This is a genomic window from Martelella mediterranea, assembly GCF_004342225.1.
GTDB lineage: Bacteria > Pseudomonadota > Alphaproteobacteria > Rhizobiales > Rhizobiaceae > Martelella > Martelella mediterranea_B.
This window is the reverse complement of sequence record NZ_SMAR01000039.1, coordinates 16,146-33,236: the sequence shown is the minus strand read 5'-3', so window position 1 is coordinate 33,236 and position 17,091 is coordinate 16,146. Positions and strand designations below refer to the sequence as shown.

At 58.3% G+C, this 17,091-nt stretch carries 16 protein-coding genes; 9 read left to right on the top strand and 7 right to left on the bottom strand.

Annotated features, from left to right (window positions below):
* Positions 1-67: 67 nt before the first annotated feature.
* From EDC90_RS17745 to EDC90_RS17725, 5 genes are all read right to left on the bottom strand, one after another.
* Entirely contained in the window at positions 68-427 is a 360-nt protein-coding gene (locus EDC90_RS17745; protein WP_245511118.1) for a DUF4158 domain-containing protein, read from the bottom strand.
* A 283-nt stretch (positions 428-710) separates the two neighbouring features.
* Entirely contained in the window at positions 711-1,697 is a 987-nt protein-coding gene (locus tag EDC90_RS17740) for a zinc-binding alcohol dehydrogenase family protein (RefSeq protein ID WP_132313890.1), read from the bottom strand.
* A 20-nt stretch (positions 1,698-1,717) separates the two neighbouring features.
* Positions 1,718-2,494 (bottom strand): ATP-binding cassette domain-containing protein, encoded by a 777-nt coding sequence (locus tag EDC90_RS17735; RefSeq protein ID WP_207903952.1) that lies wholly within the window; start codon positions 2,492-2,494, stop codon positions 1,718-1,720.
* 65 nt (positions 2,495-2,559) lie between these two features.
* A complete protein-coding gene (locus tag EDC90_RS17730; protein WP_132313886.1) occupies positions 2,560-3,498 on the bottom strand; it encodes an ABC transporter substrate-binding protein in 939 nt (312 codons plus the stop codon).
* 40 nt (positions 3,499-3,538) lie between these two features.
* Entirely contained in the window at positions 3,539-4,570 is a 1,032-nt protein-coding gene (locus tag EDC90_RS17725; RefSeq protein WP_132313885.1) for an ABC transporter permease, read from the bottom strand.
* A gap of 133 nt (positions 4,571-4,703) precedes the next feature.
* On the opposite strand from EDC90_RS17725, the gene EDC90_RS17720 reads away from it, so the two are divergent.
* The gene (locus tag EDC90_RS17720) at positions 4,704-5,606 is read left to right on the top strand and encodes a GntR family transcriptional regulator (protein WP_132313884.1); all 903 of its coding nucleotides are present in this window, start codon (positions 4,704-4,706) and stop codon (positions 5,604-5,606) included.
* Here the strand turns inward: EDC90_RS17720 and EDC90_RS17715 are convergent.
* Entirely contained in the window at positions 5,598-6,560 is a 963-nt protein-coding gene (locus tag EDC90_RS17715) for an aldo/keto reductase (protein ID WP_132313883.1), read from the bottom strand. The two genes, EDC90_RS17720 and EDC90_RS17715, sit on opposite strands and share 9 nt — an antisense overlap.
* On the bottom strand, positions 6,557-7,663 hold the full coding sequence (locus EDC90_RS17710; RefSeq protein WP_132313882.1) for a mannitol dehydrogenase family protein: 1,107 nt from the start codon (positions 7,661-7,663) through the stop codon (positions 6,557-6,559). The genes EDC90_RS17715 and EDC90_RS17710 overlap by 4 nt, the downstream gene beginning before the upstream one ends.
* A gap of 341 nt (positions 7,664-8,004) precedes the next feature.
* On the opposite strand from EDC90_RS17710, the gene EDC90_RS17705 reads away from it, so the two are divergent.
* The 8 genes from EDC90_RS17705 to EDC90_RS17670 all read left to right on the top strand — a co-directional run bounded on the left by EDC90_RS17705 (position 8,005) and on the right by EDC90_RS17670 (position 17,077).
* The gene (locus tag EDC90_RS17705; protein WP_207903951.1) at positions 8,005-8,262 is read left to right on the top strand and encodes a hypothetical protein; all 258 of its coding nucleotides are present in this window, start codon (positions 8,005-8,007) and stop codon (positions 8,260-8,262) included.
* A 206-nt stretch (positions 8,263-8,468) separates the two neighbouring features.
* Positions 8,469-9,584 carry a permease gene (locus tag EDC90_RS17700; RefSeq protein WP_132313881.1) on the top strand — a complete coding sequence of 372 codons (1,116 nt, stop codon included), beginning with the start codon at positions 8,469-8,471 and terminating at the stop codon, positions 9,582-9,584.
* Positions 9,585-9,848: 264 nt separating this feature from the next.
* Positions 9,849-10,325: a transcription elongation factor GreA gene (gene greA, locus EDC90_RS17695; protein ID WP_132313880.1), complete on the top strand. Its 477-nt coding sequence runs from the start codon at positions 9,849-9,851 to the stop codon at positions 10,323-10,325.
* A 24-nt stretch (positions 10,326-10,349) separates the two neighbouring features.
* On the top strand, positions 10,350-11,213 hold the full coding sequence (locus EDC90_RS17690; RefSeq protein ID WP_132313879.1) for a hypothetical protein: 864 nt from the start codon (positions 10,350-10,352) through the stop codon (positions 11,211-11,213).
* A gap of 218 nt (positions 11,214-11,431) precedes the next feature.
* On the top strand, positions 11,432-13,174 hold the full coding sequence (locus EDC90_RS17685; protein ID WP_132313878.1) for an ABC transporter substrate-binding protein: 1,743 nt from the start codon (positions 11,432-11,434) through the stop codon (positions 13,172-13,174).
* A 107-nt stretch (positions 13,175-13,281) separates the two neighbouring features.
* Positions 13,282-15,147: a dipeptide ABC transporter ATP-binding protein gene (locus EDC90_RS17680; RefSeq protein ID WP_132313877.1), complete on the top strand. Its 1,866-nt coding sequence runs from the start codon at positions 13,282-13,284 to the stop codon at positions 15,145-15,147.
* Positions 15,144-16,118: an ABC transporter permease gene (locus tag EDC90_RS17675; protein WP_132313876.1), complete on the top strand. Its 975-nt coding sequence runs from the start codon at positions 15,144-15,146 to the stop codon at positions 16,116-16,118. The genes EDC90_RS17680 and EDC90_RS17675 overlap by 4 nt, the downstream gene beginning before the upstream one ends.
* Positions 16,118-17,077 (top strand): ABC transporter permease, encoded by a 960-nt coding sequence (locus EDC90_RS17670; RefSeq protein ID WP_132313875.1) that lies wholly within the window; start codon positions 16,118-16,120, stop codon positions 17,075-17,077. The genes EDC90_RS17675 and EDC90_RS17670 overlap by 1 nt, the downstream gene beginning before the upstream one ends.
* Positions 17,078-17,091 lie beyond the last annotated feature (14 nt).

Genomic DNA, 17,091 nt, shown 5'->3' with positions numbered 1-17,091 from the left:
TCTCGGCAACAAGCCTCGCCTTCATCCAGACCGCGATGATCAAGCTCATGACAAGGCGGCTCGCCCGCTATCCGCTTTCTTGAACAGACTCTGAGCCCCGGCCGCTGAAAGCCCGCGATCGGAAGGCTGCCGATGACGACGCTGATGTCAGGAAAATCTCGGCGCAATCCCGTCGGGCACTTCTCCCACCGAAATCATAGCCGGATAGCGTGTCGGCTCGGACGCCGATCTGCACAGCCAGATATTCGCCCGCATTGTTCGGGATCAATGTATCATTGTCAGCGAAAAAACCGCGAGCGTTGAAAAACTTCAACTGAGCGGCCAGGCCGAGCTTGGTAGCAGCCGGTTTGGAATTGATGAACTCAATGTCGGCGAAGCTCAGGCTCCATTGGCCGACAAAATCCGAACTTGAAATACCGATACTCATCAACACACTCCTTAAATCGGAGCTCAATGTCACGAGCGGGCGCTTCGCAGATCAATCCCGCAGGATATGTTCCCACAACGTTCTTCGAGTTGACCAAAAACACAGCTTCGAGCCGACTGGGCCATGACGGAGGAGAATGCCGATGCGATGGGTCGGCTATCTCCAGGCGATCTCGGACGTCAAAGCGGTTCGCCAGTAACGTCAAAGACCCGCCGCTTCGATGCGGCGGCGGGTTTACCTGTCGTGGGATACCCTTTCAGGGACAGCGCGGTGGCGGCCAGGCTCACGGCCTAACGAGCACCTTCACCAGATGGTCGCGCGCGCCCACCAGATCGGCGAAACGTCCGGGCAGGTCAGCCATCGCGATGACTTCGGACTGAAGGGCGTCGGTTGGAATATCGCCCGCGCGCATTGCGGCCATCACGCGTTCGAAATCGGATTTCAGCGCGTTGCGCGAGCCGATGATACGGGCTTCGCGCTTGTGGAATTCTGAATCGGCGAAGGTGATATCGTCCTTCACCACGCTGACGAGCACGGCGCTTCCGCCATGGGCGAGCAGCGGAAACCCCGCCTCGATTGCCCTGGCGTTTCCGGTTGCGTCGAAGACGACATCGAAACCTTCGGAGAGCGCACCCGCAAGAATGTCCTCGTCGGGCTGGTACCGTTTTTCGAAGCCGAAAAGGTCGCGCGCGAGATCGAGCCGGGTCGGGCTCAGGTCCATCAGGTGAACCTCCGCGCCGGCCAGCCGGGCAAACAGCGCCGTGCCGATGCCGATCGGGCCGGCCCCGGTCACGAGCACGACGTCCCCCTCCCCCGTACCGGAGCGGGCAACCGCATGTGCCCCGATGGCCAGAAACTCCACCATGGCAGCCTGTTGCGGCGTGAGACCGTCTGCCGGATAGACGTTTTCGGCCGGCACGGCGATGCGTGCGCACATGCCGCCGTCACGGTGGACACCGAGCACCGAAACCGCGCTGCAGCAGTTCGGCTTGCCGCGCCGGCAGGCCCGGCAGGCGCCGCAGGAGAGATAGGGGTTGATGACGACAAGCTTGCCGGCATCCGGCCCGCTTTCGATATGGCCGGACAGTTCATGGCCGATGACGCGCGGATAATCCAGAAACGGATGCTTGCCCTCGAAGATGTGGTAATCCGTCCCGCAGATTCCGATCGCCGCAATGTCAACCAGAACCCAGCCTTCGGGCGCCTTAACCGGGCGCGGCCTCTGTTCCAGAGCCATCTGCCCAGGTTCGACGCAAACGATACTCTCCATCATGTCCGTTTTCGTGTCCATCAGGCTGTCGGCTCCAGATTCTTGGCGGACCAGTCGGCCGGCAGTTCGCCCTTGATGATCAGGCTGAGCACGTCATCCTTGGTCACTTCATCGATGGGGTGTGCGCCGACAACCCGGCCCTTGTTCATCACGACCACGCGGTCGCACAAGTCGAACACGTCATGCATGTCATGGCTGACGAGAAAGATGCCGATGCCTTCATCGCGCAGCTTGACGATCAGATCCGCCACCATGGCGGTTTCGGAAGGCCCGAGTGCTGCCGTCGGCTCGTCCATGATCAGTATCTTGGTATCGAAATAGATTGCCCGCGCAATCGCGATCACCTGCCGCTGACCGCCCGAGAGGCTCGAGACCGGATCGCGCAGGTTCTTGAAATTCGGGTTCAGCCGGGCAAGCACCTCCCGCGCCTCACGCAGCATGCGGGCGTCATCCAGATTGCCGAACCGGGTCTTGAGCTCGCGACCGAGAAACAGGTTCGCCGGGGCATCGAGATGGTCCGACAGCGCAAGCGTCTGATAGATGGTCTCGATGCCGGCAGCCCGGGCGTCGTTCGGCTCGGTAAAATGCACTGTCTCGCCATCCACCCGGATTTCGCCCTCATTGGGGACCATCGCGCCCGCGAGCATCTTCATCAGACAGGACTTGCCGGCCCCGTTGTGGCCAAGCAGGCCGACGACCTCGCCCGGATGGAGATCGACCGACACATGATCCACGGCGCGCACGCCGCCAAAGTGTTTTTCGATACCGATCATTTCGACAAGCGGTGTTCGGGACATGGCTTGATCTTTCGCTTGGAGCTTGAAAAATGGCCGGAGGCTTTATGCCAGCCTCCGGCAAAGGCTCAGTAGAGCACGTTCTGGGCTTCGTCGGAGTCGATATTCTCCTTGTCGACCATGACGACGCCGGTGTTGATGAAGTCTTCGACCTTTTGGCCGTTGAGCAGTTCGATGACCGTGTTCACGCCTTTTTCGCCCATGGCGAAGGAGCCCTGCACCGCAATGGCCTCCAGCACGCCGTCACGCACGAACTCCTGCAGATCGGCATTGCCATCGAAGCCGAGTGCCACGAGATCGCCGGCCTTGCCGGCCTGGACGATGGCACGACCCATGCCGACGGCTGTCGGTTCGTTGGCACCGAAGATGCCGACGAGGTCGGGATTGGCGGCCAGAATGTCGGTGGTCTGGTTCAGCGCCTTCGCCATCTGGCTTTCCGAATAATAGGGACCGACAATCTCGATATCGGAATTTTCGCCGATATAGTCCTGGAAGCAGCCGACGCGGCCGATTTCCGAGCCGACGCCCGCGACATAGGACATGACGGCAACCTTGCCCGTCGTCCCGGCCTCATCGATCATCCGTTTTGCGACCTGCTCGCCGGCCGCGCAGTTGTCGGTCGAAAGGAAGGCCTGGTAGCTGTCCTTGTACTGGTCGGCCAAAGCGCTATCGATGATGACGACGGGAATGCCGCTCTGATAGGCGCGATTGACCACCGGGCCGAGCGCTTCCGGGTCTGACGGTGCCAGCACGATGCCGGCGACGCCGCGGTTGATGGCGTTTTCAACCAGGTTCACCTCGTCGGCGATATCGCTCTCGGCCGCCGGCCCGTCGAAGCTCATCGTATGCTCCGACTGGTTCTCGATGGCCGCCTGGGCGCCCTTGTTGACGTTCTGCCAGAAGTTGGAATTCGTGGTCTTCACGATGACGGCGATTTCGCCGGCATGCGCCATTCCCGCGGTCAGTGCGAACGCGGACGCTGCGATAAGGTATTTCAGGGTTTTCATCTCATTCCTCCTCTTTTGAGATGCACACAAACCGAGGTGGTCAGTCGCTCCTGCGACTGCGCACCTGGTCGATCCAGACCGCGCCGATAACGACGAAGCCGATCACGATCTGCTGAATGAAGGCGGAGACGCCCGCCATATTGAGGCCGTTGCGCAGGATACCGATGATGAAGGCGCCGATCATGGTGCCGGAGATCGTGCCGACGCCGCCGGACAGCGACGCGCCGCCAATGACGGCAGCAGCGATCGCATCGAGCTCATACATCACGCCTTCGCTGGGCTGGGCGGTGACGAGCCGCGACATCAACACATTGCCCGCAACCCCGGCCAGAGCGCCGGACATGGTGTAAGCGAACAGCTTGGTGTGGTTCGTCCTCACACCGGAAAGGCGCGCGGCCTCCTCGTTGGAACCGGTGGCATAGATGTGGCGGCCGATCTGGCGGCGGTTCAACAGGTAGGCCGCGGCAATCGCCATCGCAAACATGAGGATCGCCGGATAGGGAATGCCGGGGAAGATCACCCTTGGAAAGCCGTTCGCCTGCATCTCGACGACGCGGAACAGCGCGCCGTTTCCGAGCATGCCGAAGGCCTCGCCGAGCTGGGAGATGGGGCGTGCGCCCGTCAGCTGCAGCGCCAGACCGCGGGCGATCAGCATCATTCCGAGCGTTGCGACGAAGGGCGGAATGCGCAGCCTGGTAATGACGAAACCGTTGAACGCGCCGCAGAGAGCCCCGGCCATCACGCCCACCAGCATGGCCGGGGCGACGGGCAGACCTGCCTTGACGGACATTGCAGTGATAACGCCGGAAAGGGCCAGGACAGAGCCGACGGACAGATCGATGCCACCGGTGATGATCACCATTGTCATGCCGATGCCGAGAAGACCGATCACCGATGTCTGCAACAGCACGGTCAGGCCATTGTTGACCGAAAAAAAGGCCTGGTTCGCAAGACCGAACCCGACGATCAGCAACAGGAGCGTGATCAGCGCCGAAAGCCGGTGGAACTGGGCCTGCCCGAACGACACGCCTCCCCAGCCGCGGCCCTGCACCGGTCCGCTCGCATCGAACATGAGGTCTCCTCCCTCGTTCTGTACGTAATAATTTAATACCAGATAACGGTGTACTTGATGCGCGTCAATTGTTTTTTATAATTTAGTACTATCATATTGTGAACTGACGGCGCGATTCGTGGGGATAAAAGCAATGGCAAGAAGCGACACCCGCTTCAGAACGGCATATAACCGACTGCTCGATTATTGCGAGACATGGCCGGTCGGTGCGGCAATCCCGGCCGAAACCAGTTTAAGCGAAGTTGCCGACGTCAGCCGGACGGTGGTGCGGCGTTGCCTGAGCCGGATGCAGGAGCAAGGTCTGATTTCGTGGGAGGGGCGGGAAAAGCACATGCTGCGCAAGCCGGTCGATGCCGACCGCATCAAGATCGCGCAGCCGGACATACCGAGCGACGATCTCGAACAGCGCTTTCTCGACTGGATCCTGCGCTTCGATGTCCCGGCCGACACGCCCTTGTCGGTGGCCGATCTTTCGCGGACCTTCGGCGTGCCCCAGCATGAGATCAAGGAATTTCTGGCCGGCCTCAGCCGCTTCGGCCTTGTGGCCCGCCGCAAAAAAGGCGGCTGGACGCTCCGTGGCTTCACGATGGAGTTCGCGGTGGAGCTGTCGGACTTCCGTTCGATCCTGGAACTCAATGCCGTGAACCAGGCCGTCGAGGCACCCGTCGACCATCCCATCTGGGCCAGGCTCGCCGCATTGCGGACAGCCCATATCGCGCTTCAGCAGAGCATCGAGACGGATTATCACGAATTTTCCAAGCTCGACGAAGCCTTCCATGCCGCCATCAATTCGATCGTCAAGAACCGCTTCGTCGAGGAGTTTCAGAAGGTCATATCGCTCATCTTCCATTATCACTACATGTGGGACAAGACCGATGAAAAGGCCCGCAACGCCGCCGCAATCGGCGAGCATCTGGCGATCATCGACGCGCTTGAAAGACGCGACGCCGCCGCGGCCCGCGATGCGGCCTCACGCCATCTGCGCACCTCCAAGACGACGCTTCTGTCGTCGCTCCGCGACCACGAACTAGCCTAGAAGACGGTCTGCCTCAGCGGGTATGTCGGCCTGCAATGCCTCAAGATTTCGCGAAAGCGTAGCGGGTTTGGCCGTGCCGATCAGAACCGAGGCCGATGCCGGGTGGCGCTTTGCAAACTGCAGCGCGGCCGTCGGCAGGGTCAGTCCAAGCCGTTCCGCCTCTGTCTGCAGCGCAGCCACCTGATCCAGCACCGCCTGCGGCGCCGGCCCGTAATCGTAGGTCGCGCCATCGACCGGACCGGTCGCAAGGATGCCCGAGTTGAAGATGCCGCCGAGCACGAGGCTGGTTTCCGTCTTGCGGCAGCGGGGAACGAGTTCCGCCTCGGCCGAACGGTCGAGCAGCGTCAACCGGCCCGCCAGAAGGATGACATCGATCGGCCCGTGATCCATCACATCGAGGCAGACCTGACACTCGTTCACCCCCAGCCCGAAAGCCCCGATCCGGCCGGCCTCCTTCAGCCGGACAAGACGCTCATAGCCGGAGCCGAGGAAATCCTCCATATGCGCCGCATTACCGGAACCGTGCGTATATTCGCCGATATCGTGCACATAGACGATATCGATATGGGTGCGGCCAAGCCGCTGAAAACTCTGCTCGAGGCTTTCCTCGATACCATCGCCGGAATAGTCGTAGTGCACATCGTTTTGCGCCGGCTTCACGAAACCGTCCACTTCCGCGATGGGCTCCGCCGCCGGGGAGAGAATACGGCCGACCTTGGTCGACACCGCATATCCGGTACGCCCTTCGAAAAAACGCCCGAGCCGCATTTCCGAAAGCCCCCGGCCATAATGCGGCGCGGTGTCGAAATAGCGGATCCCGCCCCTCCAGGCCGTTTCCAGCACAGCCCTGGCATCGTCGTCGGTAATCTCCCGATAGAGGTTGCCGACGCTGGCGCAACCGAAGGAGACTTCGGTGACGTCCACGGCCGTGCGGCCGATCCGGTTTGTCTTCACGTGTCTTCCTCCTTCAATGCCGCTTCCAGTAAAGGCTTCCCACGCCCGTCGCCATGCTGCCGCGCCCATTCGACAAAGGCGCCGATCCGGCGACGCAGCTTTTCGCCATGGTTTGCGGCGATGTCCTCCAGCCGATGGTCGAGAAACGGATTGGCGAAACGCTCGAGCGTGATCTCAATATAGTCTTCGATCCCATCCTCCTCACCGGCAGCGACAAAACCCGGCATGACCTCTTCGGCGTAGAGCGCACGAAGGCGGTTCGACCAGTCTGGGTCCGCCATGACATCCCGCACGAAGATTGCGCCGACGCGTCCGCGTGCCAGCCAGTCGGAGACCATCCATGTGTGTCCGAGGTTGAGAACAAAGAGCTTGCGGCGCTCAATCGGACCGAGATCGGCCACGACGTTGATGGCGGGATGGCGGCAGGGCAGGCGCAGGCCCGACCGGTCCTCGATGGCCCAGAGCGCGTAGGGTTCGGCGATAGCGCCAGCGGGTTCGAGCGGCTCGGACACGATGCGGTCGACCAGCGAATTGACCCAGAGCACCTCTTCCGCCAGCCAGGTACGATAGCGCGTGTCCATGCGGGCTGCTGCGTCGAGCACCAGCCCGCGCAGCACATCACCATTGCTCCGGACGAGTTCGGTCGGCATGATCTGCGGCGCGGCGGCCCCGGCCTCGAAGCGGGGGCGCAACAGGTGCGCCAGCTTGGCCGGATAGGACATGGCCGGATCGAATTGCGACGACCGGTCGGCCGGCTGCGGGCGAAAACCCGCATCGGCGGTGTTCGAGACAATGATCTCGGCCTCTTCGACGATGATGCGCTGCACCTCAGCGCGGTCATCGACCAGACCCAGGCCGCGTTTGATGCTTGTCACATGAAGGGTTTCGTCGACCCGTTCGCCCTCGCTCAGGCCGCGCAGGCGAACACCATAACCCTCAGCAAGCGCCGAAAGCCGCTTCGCCCGCCCGCCGTGGCCGCTCGTCTGCACCACCGTGATGCCCCCCAGCGCCTCGTTGTTGGCCGCTGCCTCGGAAATGAACAGATCCAGATGCGCCTGCAGGAAACGACTCGTGCCAAACTGGATGATCGGAGTTTTAGACATTCCTTCCTCCCAATGAATTAGTTTATTATTATTTAGAACAAAACCATTTCGCAAGGGTGGGCGATTTCCGAGCCTAAAGTCATGCTGATTTCTGCGCGCGCCTCCATACGGACCCTTTCCGCCGCGCAATCATCGACCGCGCACCGGGAAACGAGACTGCACAGTCGGAGCTGTTGTGACCACCCTGCCCGCACCGTCTGGATTTCCCAATCTTCCCGGTCGCGAGACTGCAGCGCCGGAAACGTCCGCGATCTGAAAAGATGGCCGAACCGGATTTGTATTCAATGCACCGCCTCGATAAATATGCCTTATCAAATGGCGAGACCGGGAGATGGATTCCATTGAAACTACGCACGGTTCTGGCAATCACTCTTGTTATGGCAATCGCCACAGGTCTGGTTTTCTGGCGTTTGGCCGATCTTGACCTCGACCGGCGCGCCAGCGAACCTTTCGACTTCGTATCCTCGGGCGAAGCCATCTCGGGAACACTCTGGCTTCCCGACGAACCACCCCGGACGGCCGTTGTCTTTGTCCATGGGGACGGACCACAGGACCGCACGTCGGCGGGCGAGTATCGAACGCGAGAAGGTCCGCTTTGAGCGGGCCTTTTTGCTTGGCTATAAACTGGCAGGCTTTTCAAGGGTGTGCACTCTTATGCTTCATTGGCACAAACGCTTTTTGTAAAAAGACCGGCCTTTTCTGTGTAAGGCTCAAAGTCTTTTAATCCGTTCCCTTTTCAAGATTCAATCGCCCCTTCGGAACCCTTCGTCTGTTTAGCGCATTAGTGTCAGAAAGGGGATTTCCAATGCAAAGCTTTCTTTCAGACATCGGGCTGGCACTGCTGGTTGCGCTGGGAATGGCCTGGAAAACCGGATGGACGCTGGTTTTGGGCTTTTCAATTTCCTCAATCCTGCAAGCCATCGTTTCAACGAAAAGCGTCTCTGAACGCCTTGGCAAAGGCACCGCCAAAGAACTAGCTTTTGCCACGGCAGCCGGTGCGGCAAGCTCATCCTGTTCTTATGCATCAGCCGCCATTATGCGTACCCTTTATAAGAAGGGCGCAGCACTCACGAATGCACTGGCCTTCCTGTTTGCCTCGACCAATCTGGTGATTGAACTCGGGATCATCCTGTTTCTCCTGCTCGGATGGCAGTTTATGGCCGCTGAATGGATCGGCGGTATCTTGTTGATCGCAATCATGAGCGTTGTCGTGAAACTGACCTATCCGCAGAAGCTTGCGGAGAAAGCCCGGCAACATGAAGAAACCGAAGGTGGGCACCAGCATTCTGCCGAACCGCTTTCCGGTGACACATGGCGCCAGCGCCTCAAAGATCCGGAAGCACCGGTCCGCATTTCCCAGAATTTTCTGATGGAATGGTCGATGCTATGGAAAGACCTGATGATCGGCTTCCTGATTGGCGGCTTTTTATCTGTTTTCATTCCGGACAGTTTCTGGCAAGCCATTTTCTTCTCCAATACATCTGAATGGATCAAGCTTCCGCTCAACGCCATTATCGGCCCGCTGATCGCCATCGTGACGTTTGTCTGCTCCATCGGCAACGTCCCTCTGGCAGCGGTACTTTTTGCCAGCGGCGCTTCGTTTGGCGGCGTCCTTTCATTTATCTATGCTGACCTGATCATCCTGCCGCTGCTGGATGCCTATCGCCGCTACTTCGGTTGGAAAATGGCGGCCTATATCGGTGCAGTTTTATTTGCGACGATGGTGATTGCCGGCATTGTCATGGACGTCATTTTCACAACTCTCGGCCTTGTGCCGAGCGAAGCACCGGATATTCAGCGTGAGCTCACCTCCTTTGCAGTCGACTACACATTCTGGCTAAACCTTATCTTCGCTTTACCGGCTGGCTGGATGGTCTGGACCGGCATTCACAACAAATCCCAGCACCATCATCACGGATAATCCGCCATGTCATCTCTGCGTCTGGCAACGATTTATCTGGCAATTCAGCCGCCAACTCTGTTATAAGAGCGGAATGCTATGGAACTGGTTCCGAAGAAAACCTTCGGAACCTGTTTCTTTTTGTGTGGCAAAACTGCCAGAGGGTTCCTACCTAGAAGGCGGTTTTGGGCAAAGGACAACACGAAAACAATGATGCGCGGCAAACCTGAACAGGCTTTGCCAAGGATATTTTGCCGCCGTCAAAAAGACCAAAGGAATAATAATATGGTCGAAAAAGTACCGATGACGAAGTCTGGTGCAGACCAGCTCCGGGAGGAATTGCGCTGGCGTCAGCAGGATGAGCGCCCGCGGATCATTCAGGCTATTGCCGAAGCCCGCGCTCATGGCGACCTCTCCGAGAACGCTGAATACCATGCAGCCAAGGAAGCCCAGAGCTACAACGAAGGCCGCATCAGCGAGCTGGAAGACATCACCACCCGTGCCGAAGTCGTAGACCCGGCCAAAATGTCTGGCGAAAAAGTGCGTTTTGGGGCGACCGTGAAGCTCGTGGACGAGGACACGGAAGAAGAGAAGACTTATCAGATCGTCGGCGATCAGGAAGCCGATGTGAAATCCGGGCGCATCTCTGTTTCGTCTCCGATTTCCCGCGCGCTTATCGGCAAGGAAGTCGGTGATTCCATCGAAGTCAACGCCCCCGGTGGATCCCGCGCTTACGAAATTCTCGAAGTCATCTGGAAGTAACGATACTGAACGGCTGATCAGCTTATGCCACAGGCCCCTTCCGCTGCTTCTGAAAACAGTAAAACCGCAGGCATGTTGCCGCCGGTTTCACTCTCGGTGCTGACGTGGAAGTCTCCGAAGACGCTGAAGAACACGCTTAAATCGCTTTCGCGCGTTAAAGACATTTTCTCCCATCGTTACGTTATTTGCCAGGAAGGCGATCCCGAAGAAATCAGGATCGCCCAGGCTTTTGGCTTCAAGCCGGTGCCTACAGACAAAAATCTCGGCATACAGGAAGGGCTTGCCCGTTGCGCAGATGCCGCTGAGACAGAGCTTGTCCTGATCGTCGAGGGCGACAATATGCTGGTGTCACGTGACGACGCCCGCTACCTGCTGAATGGCGCAATCCACGCCATGACAAAGCCAGAGCACGATATAAAGGCCTTCCAGCTACATCAGCGTGACCCGAAGCTCTCCGACCGTTTTCTACGTTACTGGCATCCGAAAACGCCGTTGAAACCAACGTTGATGGGGCGGTTGCGGCCCGGCCCTGCGCGCGCCCGGGTTCATGAAGCACTGACTCTGAACGATGTTGCGATAAACGGGAACGAATTCATAGACAAGCTTGAACGCGGAATTTACCTCACGCATTCAGATTGTGTGAACTGGTGCAATCGCCCGTTTCTCACAACAAGAACATTTTTCCTTGGCGAGCTTCTGCCATTTGCCCGCGCCAACCCCGGCAAAAAACGGGTAAACGGGATGCCTGACCTCGAACACCCGATCTGCTGCCCGGCCAACCGTCATTGGTGGCGCGGCAGTCGCTTCCGGATCGGACTGCTCTACCCCGGAATATTTGAGCATAACCGGCTTGAAAGAAACGCGGACGACGAAAAGACCGAGCTTTAGCTCCGGTTTTTTTGGGCGGACAATAAGCCAGACCCTCTTTTTTTTACAGCAGAGCATTGCCCGGAAACACCACCTTTTCGGGGCGTTATCTCTGCCCGCATCAAACTTTGTCGTCAGTTTGTCGACATAATCGTTGACATAGATTGAACAATCGCAAAAATTGTCCCTGGAAACTGACCGGCATCAAACATGTCGCGATAACGAAAGGGAACAGTTCCATGACTGCACTCAACGGAAAGAACCTACTCAGACTTGCCGCTTCACTGCTTGCCGCTTCCACCGCCACAGCGGCACTGGCGGCAACACCGCAAATGGGCGGAACGCTGAAAATCGTCGGAACCGCTGATATCGACCATTTCGATCCGACCTCCGCCGCGCTTGTTACGTCGAACAACTTCCTGCGCGCTATCAGCCGCCAGCTGATCAGTTATGAAGCGTCGATGGATGATGATGCACGGCTTCAGCCGAAAGGCGATCTGGCGACCGAAGTCCCCCAGCCGACCAATGATGGCCTGACCTACACCTTCACCCTGCGCGATGGGGTTGCATGGAACGCGCCGGACGGCGCACGTCCGATCGTTTCCGCCGATTTTGAGCGCGGCATGAAACGCATGTGCAACCCGTTCCTCGGTTCAGCTGCCCTGACCTATTATGTCGACCTCATCGAAGGCATGCGCAGCTTCTGCGACGGTTTTGCACAAGTTGAGCCAACCGCTGCTGCGATGAAGGAATATATCCAGAACAACGACATCTCCGGTATCGAAACGCCGGATGACAAGACCATCGTCATCAACCTGACGGAAAAGGCCGGTGACTTTGTCTACATGCTGTCGCTTCCAACCTCAGCCCCGGCCCCTGTCGAAGTGCTCGACTATATGCCGGACGGCCCGGATTATCGCGAAAACTTCATCGCTTCGGGCCCCTATACGCCTGAAACTTATATCCCGGACAGCACGATCAAGCTGACGCGCAATCCCGCCTGGAACAGTGACTCCGATCCGCTACGCAGCGGCTACGTTGATAACATCAACATCACCTTCGGTATTCAGCCGGATGCCGCCATTCAACAGCTTCAGGCCGGTGACGCCGATATGACCTATGATATCCTGATCCCGCCGGCGATCCTGCAGATGCTGACGGCGACCGGTGATGACAAGCTGGTCACAATGTCCGTTGGCCGCACATCCTTCCTCTGGTTCAACACGCTGACAGATAACAATGACGGGGCGCTGCGGGATCTGAAAATTCGTCAGGCAGTTCAGTATGCCATCGACAAGGCAGCCATTGTTCAGCAGATGGGCGGCCCCATGGTCGCTGCACCGCAGAACGGCATTTTCGGCCCCGGCGTTCTCGGCTTCCATGAGTTTGATCTGTACCCGACAGACAACGCTTCCGGCGATCCGGAAAAAGCGAAAGAGCTTCTTGCTGAGGCCGGATATCCTGACGGAATTACGCTTAAAATGCCCTTCCGTAACCAGAATGCCGAACCGGCTATCGCCCAGACCATTCAGGCCAGTCTGAAAAAGGCCGGCATCAATCTGGAGCTGACACCTGTCGCGCCTTCGGACTACTATTCGAAGTTCATGACCAATCAGGAAAACACCAAGGCTGGCCTCTGGGATATCGCGCCGGTGGGATGGTCTCCTGACTGGGTCGGTGGCGCTGCGCGCTCGGTTTTCCAGCCGCAGTTTACCTATAACGGCACCCACCAGACCTATAACTATGTCGACTACAACAACCCGGAGGCAAACAAGATTGCGAAAGAAGCGATCAACGCAACCACACCGGAACAGGCGGCAAAACTTTGGGGCCAGGTTGACGAGATGGTGATGAAGGATTCGCCCGTTGTGCCTTACACGACAGAGAATGTGATTCTCTATCACGGCCCCGCCGTTGAAAACTTTGAACCCTACGCACTGGGTGCCCAGGGCGACTGGACCAATGTCTGGCTGAGCCGCTAAGCCGCCAATCGGTCAGACGGCCCGGCGCCCCCTCCGCCGGGCCTCAAATGGCATCATCAGACGGCGCAATTTCCGTCTGATTCCAGTTCCGTTATGGAGAAAGTTCTTTGACATCCATTCTCGACGTGCGCGACCTGACCGTCGAAATTCCGACCGAAGACGGTATTGTTCATGCCGCCAACAAAGTGTCTTTCAGCGTCGAAAAAGGTTCGCTGTTTGGCATTGCCGGTGAATCCGGCTCGGGAAAGAGCGTTTTGACGCAGGCCATTATGGGCTTTCTGCCCAATGCCGAAATCACCGGTACGGTGACCTTCGAAGACGAAGACCTGCTGAAGCTGGACAGACGACGCCTACGCGCACTTCGCGGTGCGCGGATCGGCATGATCTTTCAGGATCCGCTTTCCAGCCTGCATCCCTATTATACCATCGGCACGCAAATTGCCGAGATGATCCACACGCATGAAAAGGTCAGTGACAAACAGGCCCGCGCTCGCGTTGTCGAAATGCTGGAGCGCGTGGGAATCCGCGATGCGGAACACCGGTTTGATGATTATCCGCATCAGTTCTCCGGCGGCATGCGCCAGCGCGTCATGATCGCGATGGCGCTGATCCTGAACCCGCCATTGATCATTGCAGATGAGCCGACAACGGCGCTGGACGTAACCGTTCAGGCGCAGATTATCGAACTCCTTGACGAGATGCGCCGCGAACGCGGCACCACCGTCATCATGATCACTCATGACCTTTCGCTGCTGTCATCCATCGCCGAAAAGGTGATGGTGATGTATGCCGGAAACCGGATGGAACTTGGACCGGCAAAAACGCTTTTCTCCGCGCCGGTTCACCCCTACACCACTGGCCTTCTGAACTCTTCTCCGGCCAAGTACACACCCGGCACGATGATTGAGCCGATTTCCGGCCGGCCACCAAGCCTGCTTGCGCCGCCAAAAGGCTGCGTCTTTCGCCCGCGCTGCACAAAAGCGATGGATGTCTGCGCCAAGACACCGCCACTCAGAGTTTTCGATGACGGAACCGCGGCGCTGTGCTGGCAGGAAACAGAAGACCTTGCGCCTGAGGGCGCTGCGCCGGCTGAATATTCTTCGACCGGTGCTTCCGAAGGGCAAACGCACCGCCAAAGGATGATTGAAGCGGTCAATGTTCACCTCAGCTATGAAACCGGCGGCGGAATGAAAGGTGCGCCCAAGGCGCTTCATGTCCTCAAAGGCATCGATCTGACGCTCTACAAGGGGGAAACGCTTGGCCTCGTTGGCGAGTCGGGTTGCGGCAAGTCGACACTGGCCCGTGTTCTGGCAGGCCTCGTTCCGGCAAGTTCCGGTGATGTTGTGGTGGAAGGGCAGATGCTTGATACCCTCACCCATTCGGACTGGCGCGCCATGCGCAAGCGCATTCAGCTCGTATTTCAGGATCCTTTCGGCTCGCTGAACCCGCGCCGCCGTGTCAGTTCGATTATTGGCGACCCCTTCCGCATTCACAAAATCTGTGCCGGTGCTGAACGAAAGCGCAAGGTGCAGGAGCTGATGGAACGCGTTGGCCTGAATCCGGAACACTATAACCGCTATCCCTCGGAGTTTTCCGGTGGGCAGCGGCAGCGCATCGGCATTGCCCGTGCGCTGGCACTTCATCCCGACATCATCATTTTCGATGAGCCGGTTTCCGCTCTTGATGTCTCTATCCAGGCGCAAATTCTCAATCTTATGCGGCACCTTCAGGAGGATATGGGCCTGACATATCTGTTCATCTCCCACGATCTTTCCGTTGTTCGCCATGTCTGCGACCGGATCGCCGTGATGAACAAGGGCCAGATCGTCGAGCTTGATACCGCAGAAAACATCTATGCGCGGCCCAGGGATCCCTACACGCGTGAGCTGATGGCCGCCTCCATGCATGACATCACGACGGACGCGCCACCAAAGCGGCGATTGATTGAGAGCATTGGAGGAGAAGCCGCATGAGTGCTGTCACCCAGAACCACTTGGAAAATGACGAAGAAAACGGGGCGGTCGTCCAGCGCGGTCCGCTGGAGTTGACTGTCAGGCGGCTTGTGCGGGATCGCGCCAGCCTCGTCGCGGCCTGCTTCATTGTTTTTCTCGTTGCCTTTGCAATCGGTGCGCCACTGGTTGCCGATATCACGGGACACACGGCAATTGAGCAATACCGCAAGATCGGCATGAGCCCGATGGGGCTTCCTGTTGGCCCGGATCATAATTTCTGGCTGGGTGCGGACCATCTGGGGCGCGATGTGTTGGTTCGTCTTGCCTATGGCGCACGCATCTCATTGATTGTTGGCGTTGTCGCTTCGCTGGCAGCTGCCATGATCGGCATCACCATCGGCACAATTTCCGGTTATGCCGGAGGCAAGACCGATATGGTTTTAAGCCGGATCATGGATCTGGTGATGAGCGTTCCGTTCCTGCTTTGCGCACTGGCGCTGGTTTCGGTTTTCGGACCCAGCCTGTCTTTGAGTATCGGCGTAATCGTATTCTTTTCCTGGACCACGATGGGGCGCGTTATCCGGGCAGAAGTCACCTCGCTGCGCCGCCGCGAGTTCGTGGCTGCGAGCCGTTCGCTTGGCGCAGGACCGGTATCGATTATCCTGCGCGATATTCTGCCCAATCTCTCTGTCCCGATCATCGTTTACACAACGATGATGATCCCGACTGCGATCGTTTTCGAAGCCACGCTTTCCTTTCTCGGACTCGGGATCGTGCCGCCAACGCCCAGCTGGGGCGGAATGCTTGCCGATGCCTCAGCCAACTCGATCTACCTTGTGGCTTGGTGGCTGGTCGTATTCCCCGGCCTCGCCCTGCTTCTGACGACGCTGGCCTTCAACATTTTAGGCGACGGCCTGCGTGACGCCCTTGATCCGAAAGCGCGGCCGGTTCGCAAGTCACTTCTGAAACGCCTTAAAAAGGAGGCACGCTAATGATCCGCTATCTTGTCCAGCGTATCGGATTTGCGGCGCTGATCCTGTTTTCACTGAGTATTTTTGTCTTTGTCCTGTTCTTCATTGCGCCGGGTGATCCAGCCCGCATGATTGCCGGAGACAAGGCAACAGAGACCCAGCTTGAACAAATTCGTTCAAACCTTGGCCTCGACCAGCCGATCTATGTGCAGTACGGCAAGTTCATCTCCAAGGCTGCAACGGGCGATCTCGGCTTTTCATACCGAAACCAACAGCCGGTTACAGAGCTGATCGTGCGACGCCTTCCAGCCACCATATCGCTGGTTATCGGTGGTGTGGTCTTCTGGCTGGCGCTCGGCATCCCCATCGGCATCATGTCGGCGCGCTTTCCCGGTGGCTTTCGCGACCGGCTGGGACAAGGCTTTATCCTGCTGGGGCTATCGTTTCCAACATTCGTGCTCGGCATGTTATCGCTTTACGTCTTTTACTTTTTGCCGCGCAAAGCCGGGTTCATGCTGTTCCCGCCCGGCGGATATAAACCATTCCTGGCTGACCCGGTTACCTGGGCCTGGCACCTCTTCCTGCCCTGGACGACACTGGCTCTGGTGACAGCCGCCATTTATGCCCGCCTGACCCGCGGCAAGCTCATCGAGGTGTTAGGAGAAGACTATATCCGCACCGCCCGCGCGAAAGGACTTTCCGAGGCAAAAGTGGTCTACAAGCATGGTCTGCGCGCGACGCTGACACCGCTGATCACCCAGCTGGGCGCCGACATTGCGCTTCTTCTGGGTGGCGTGATTGTGATTGAACAGATTTATGGTCTGCAAGGTGTTGGCGCACTGGCCGTTCAGTCGGTGCGTAATCTGGACCGGCCGGTGATCATCGGAATTGTACTGATGGGCGGCTTTTTCATCGTTATTACCAACATCATTGTCGATCTTCTTTACGCTGTTCTGGATCCGCGCGTACGTGGTGCCTGACCTGGCAAGGAAAA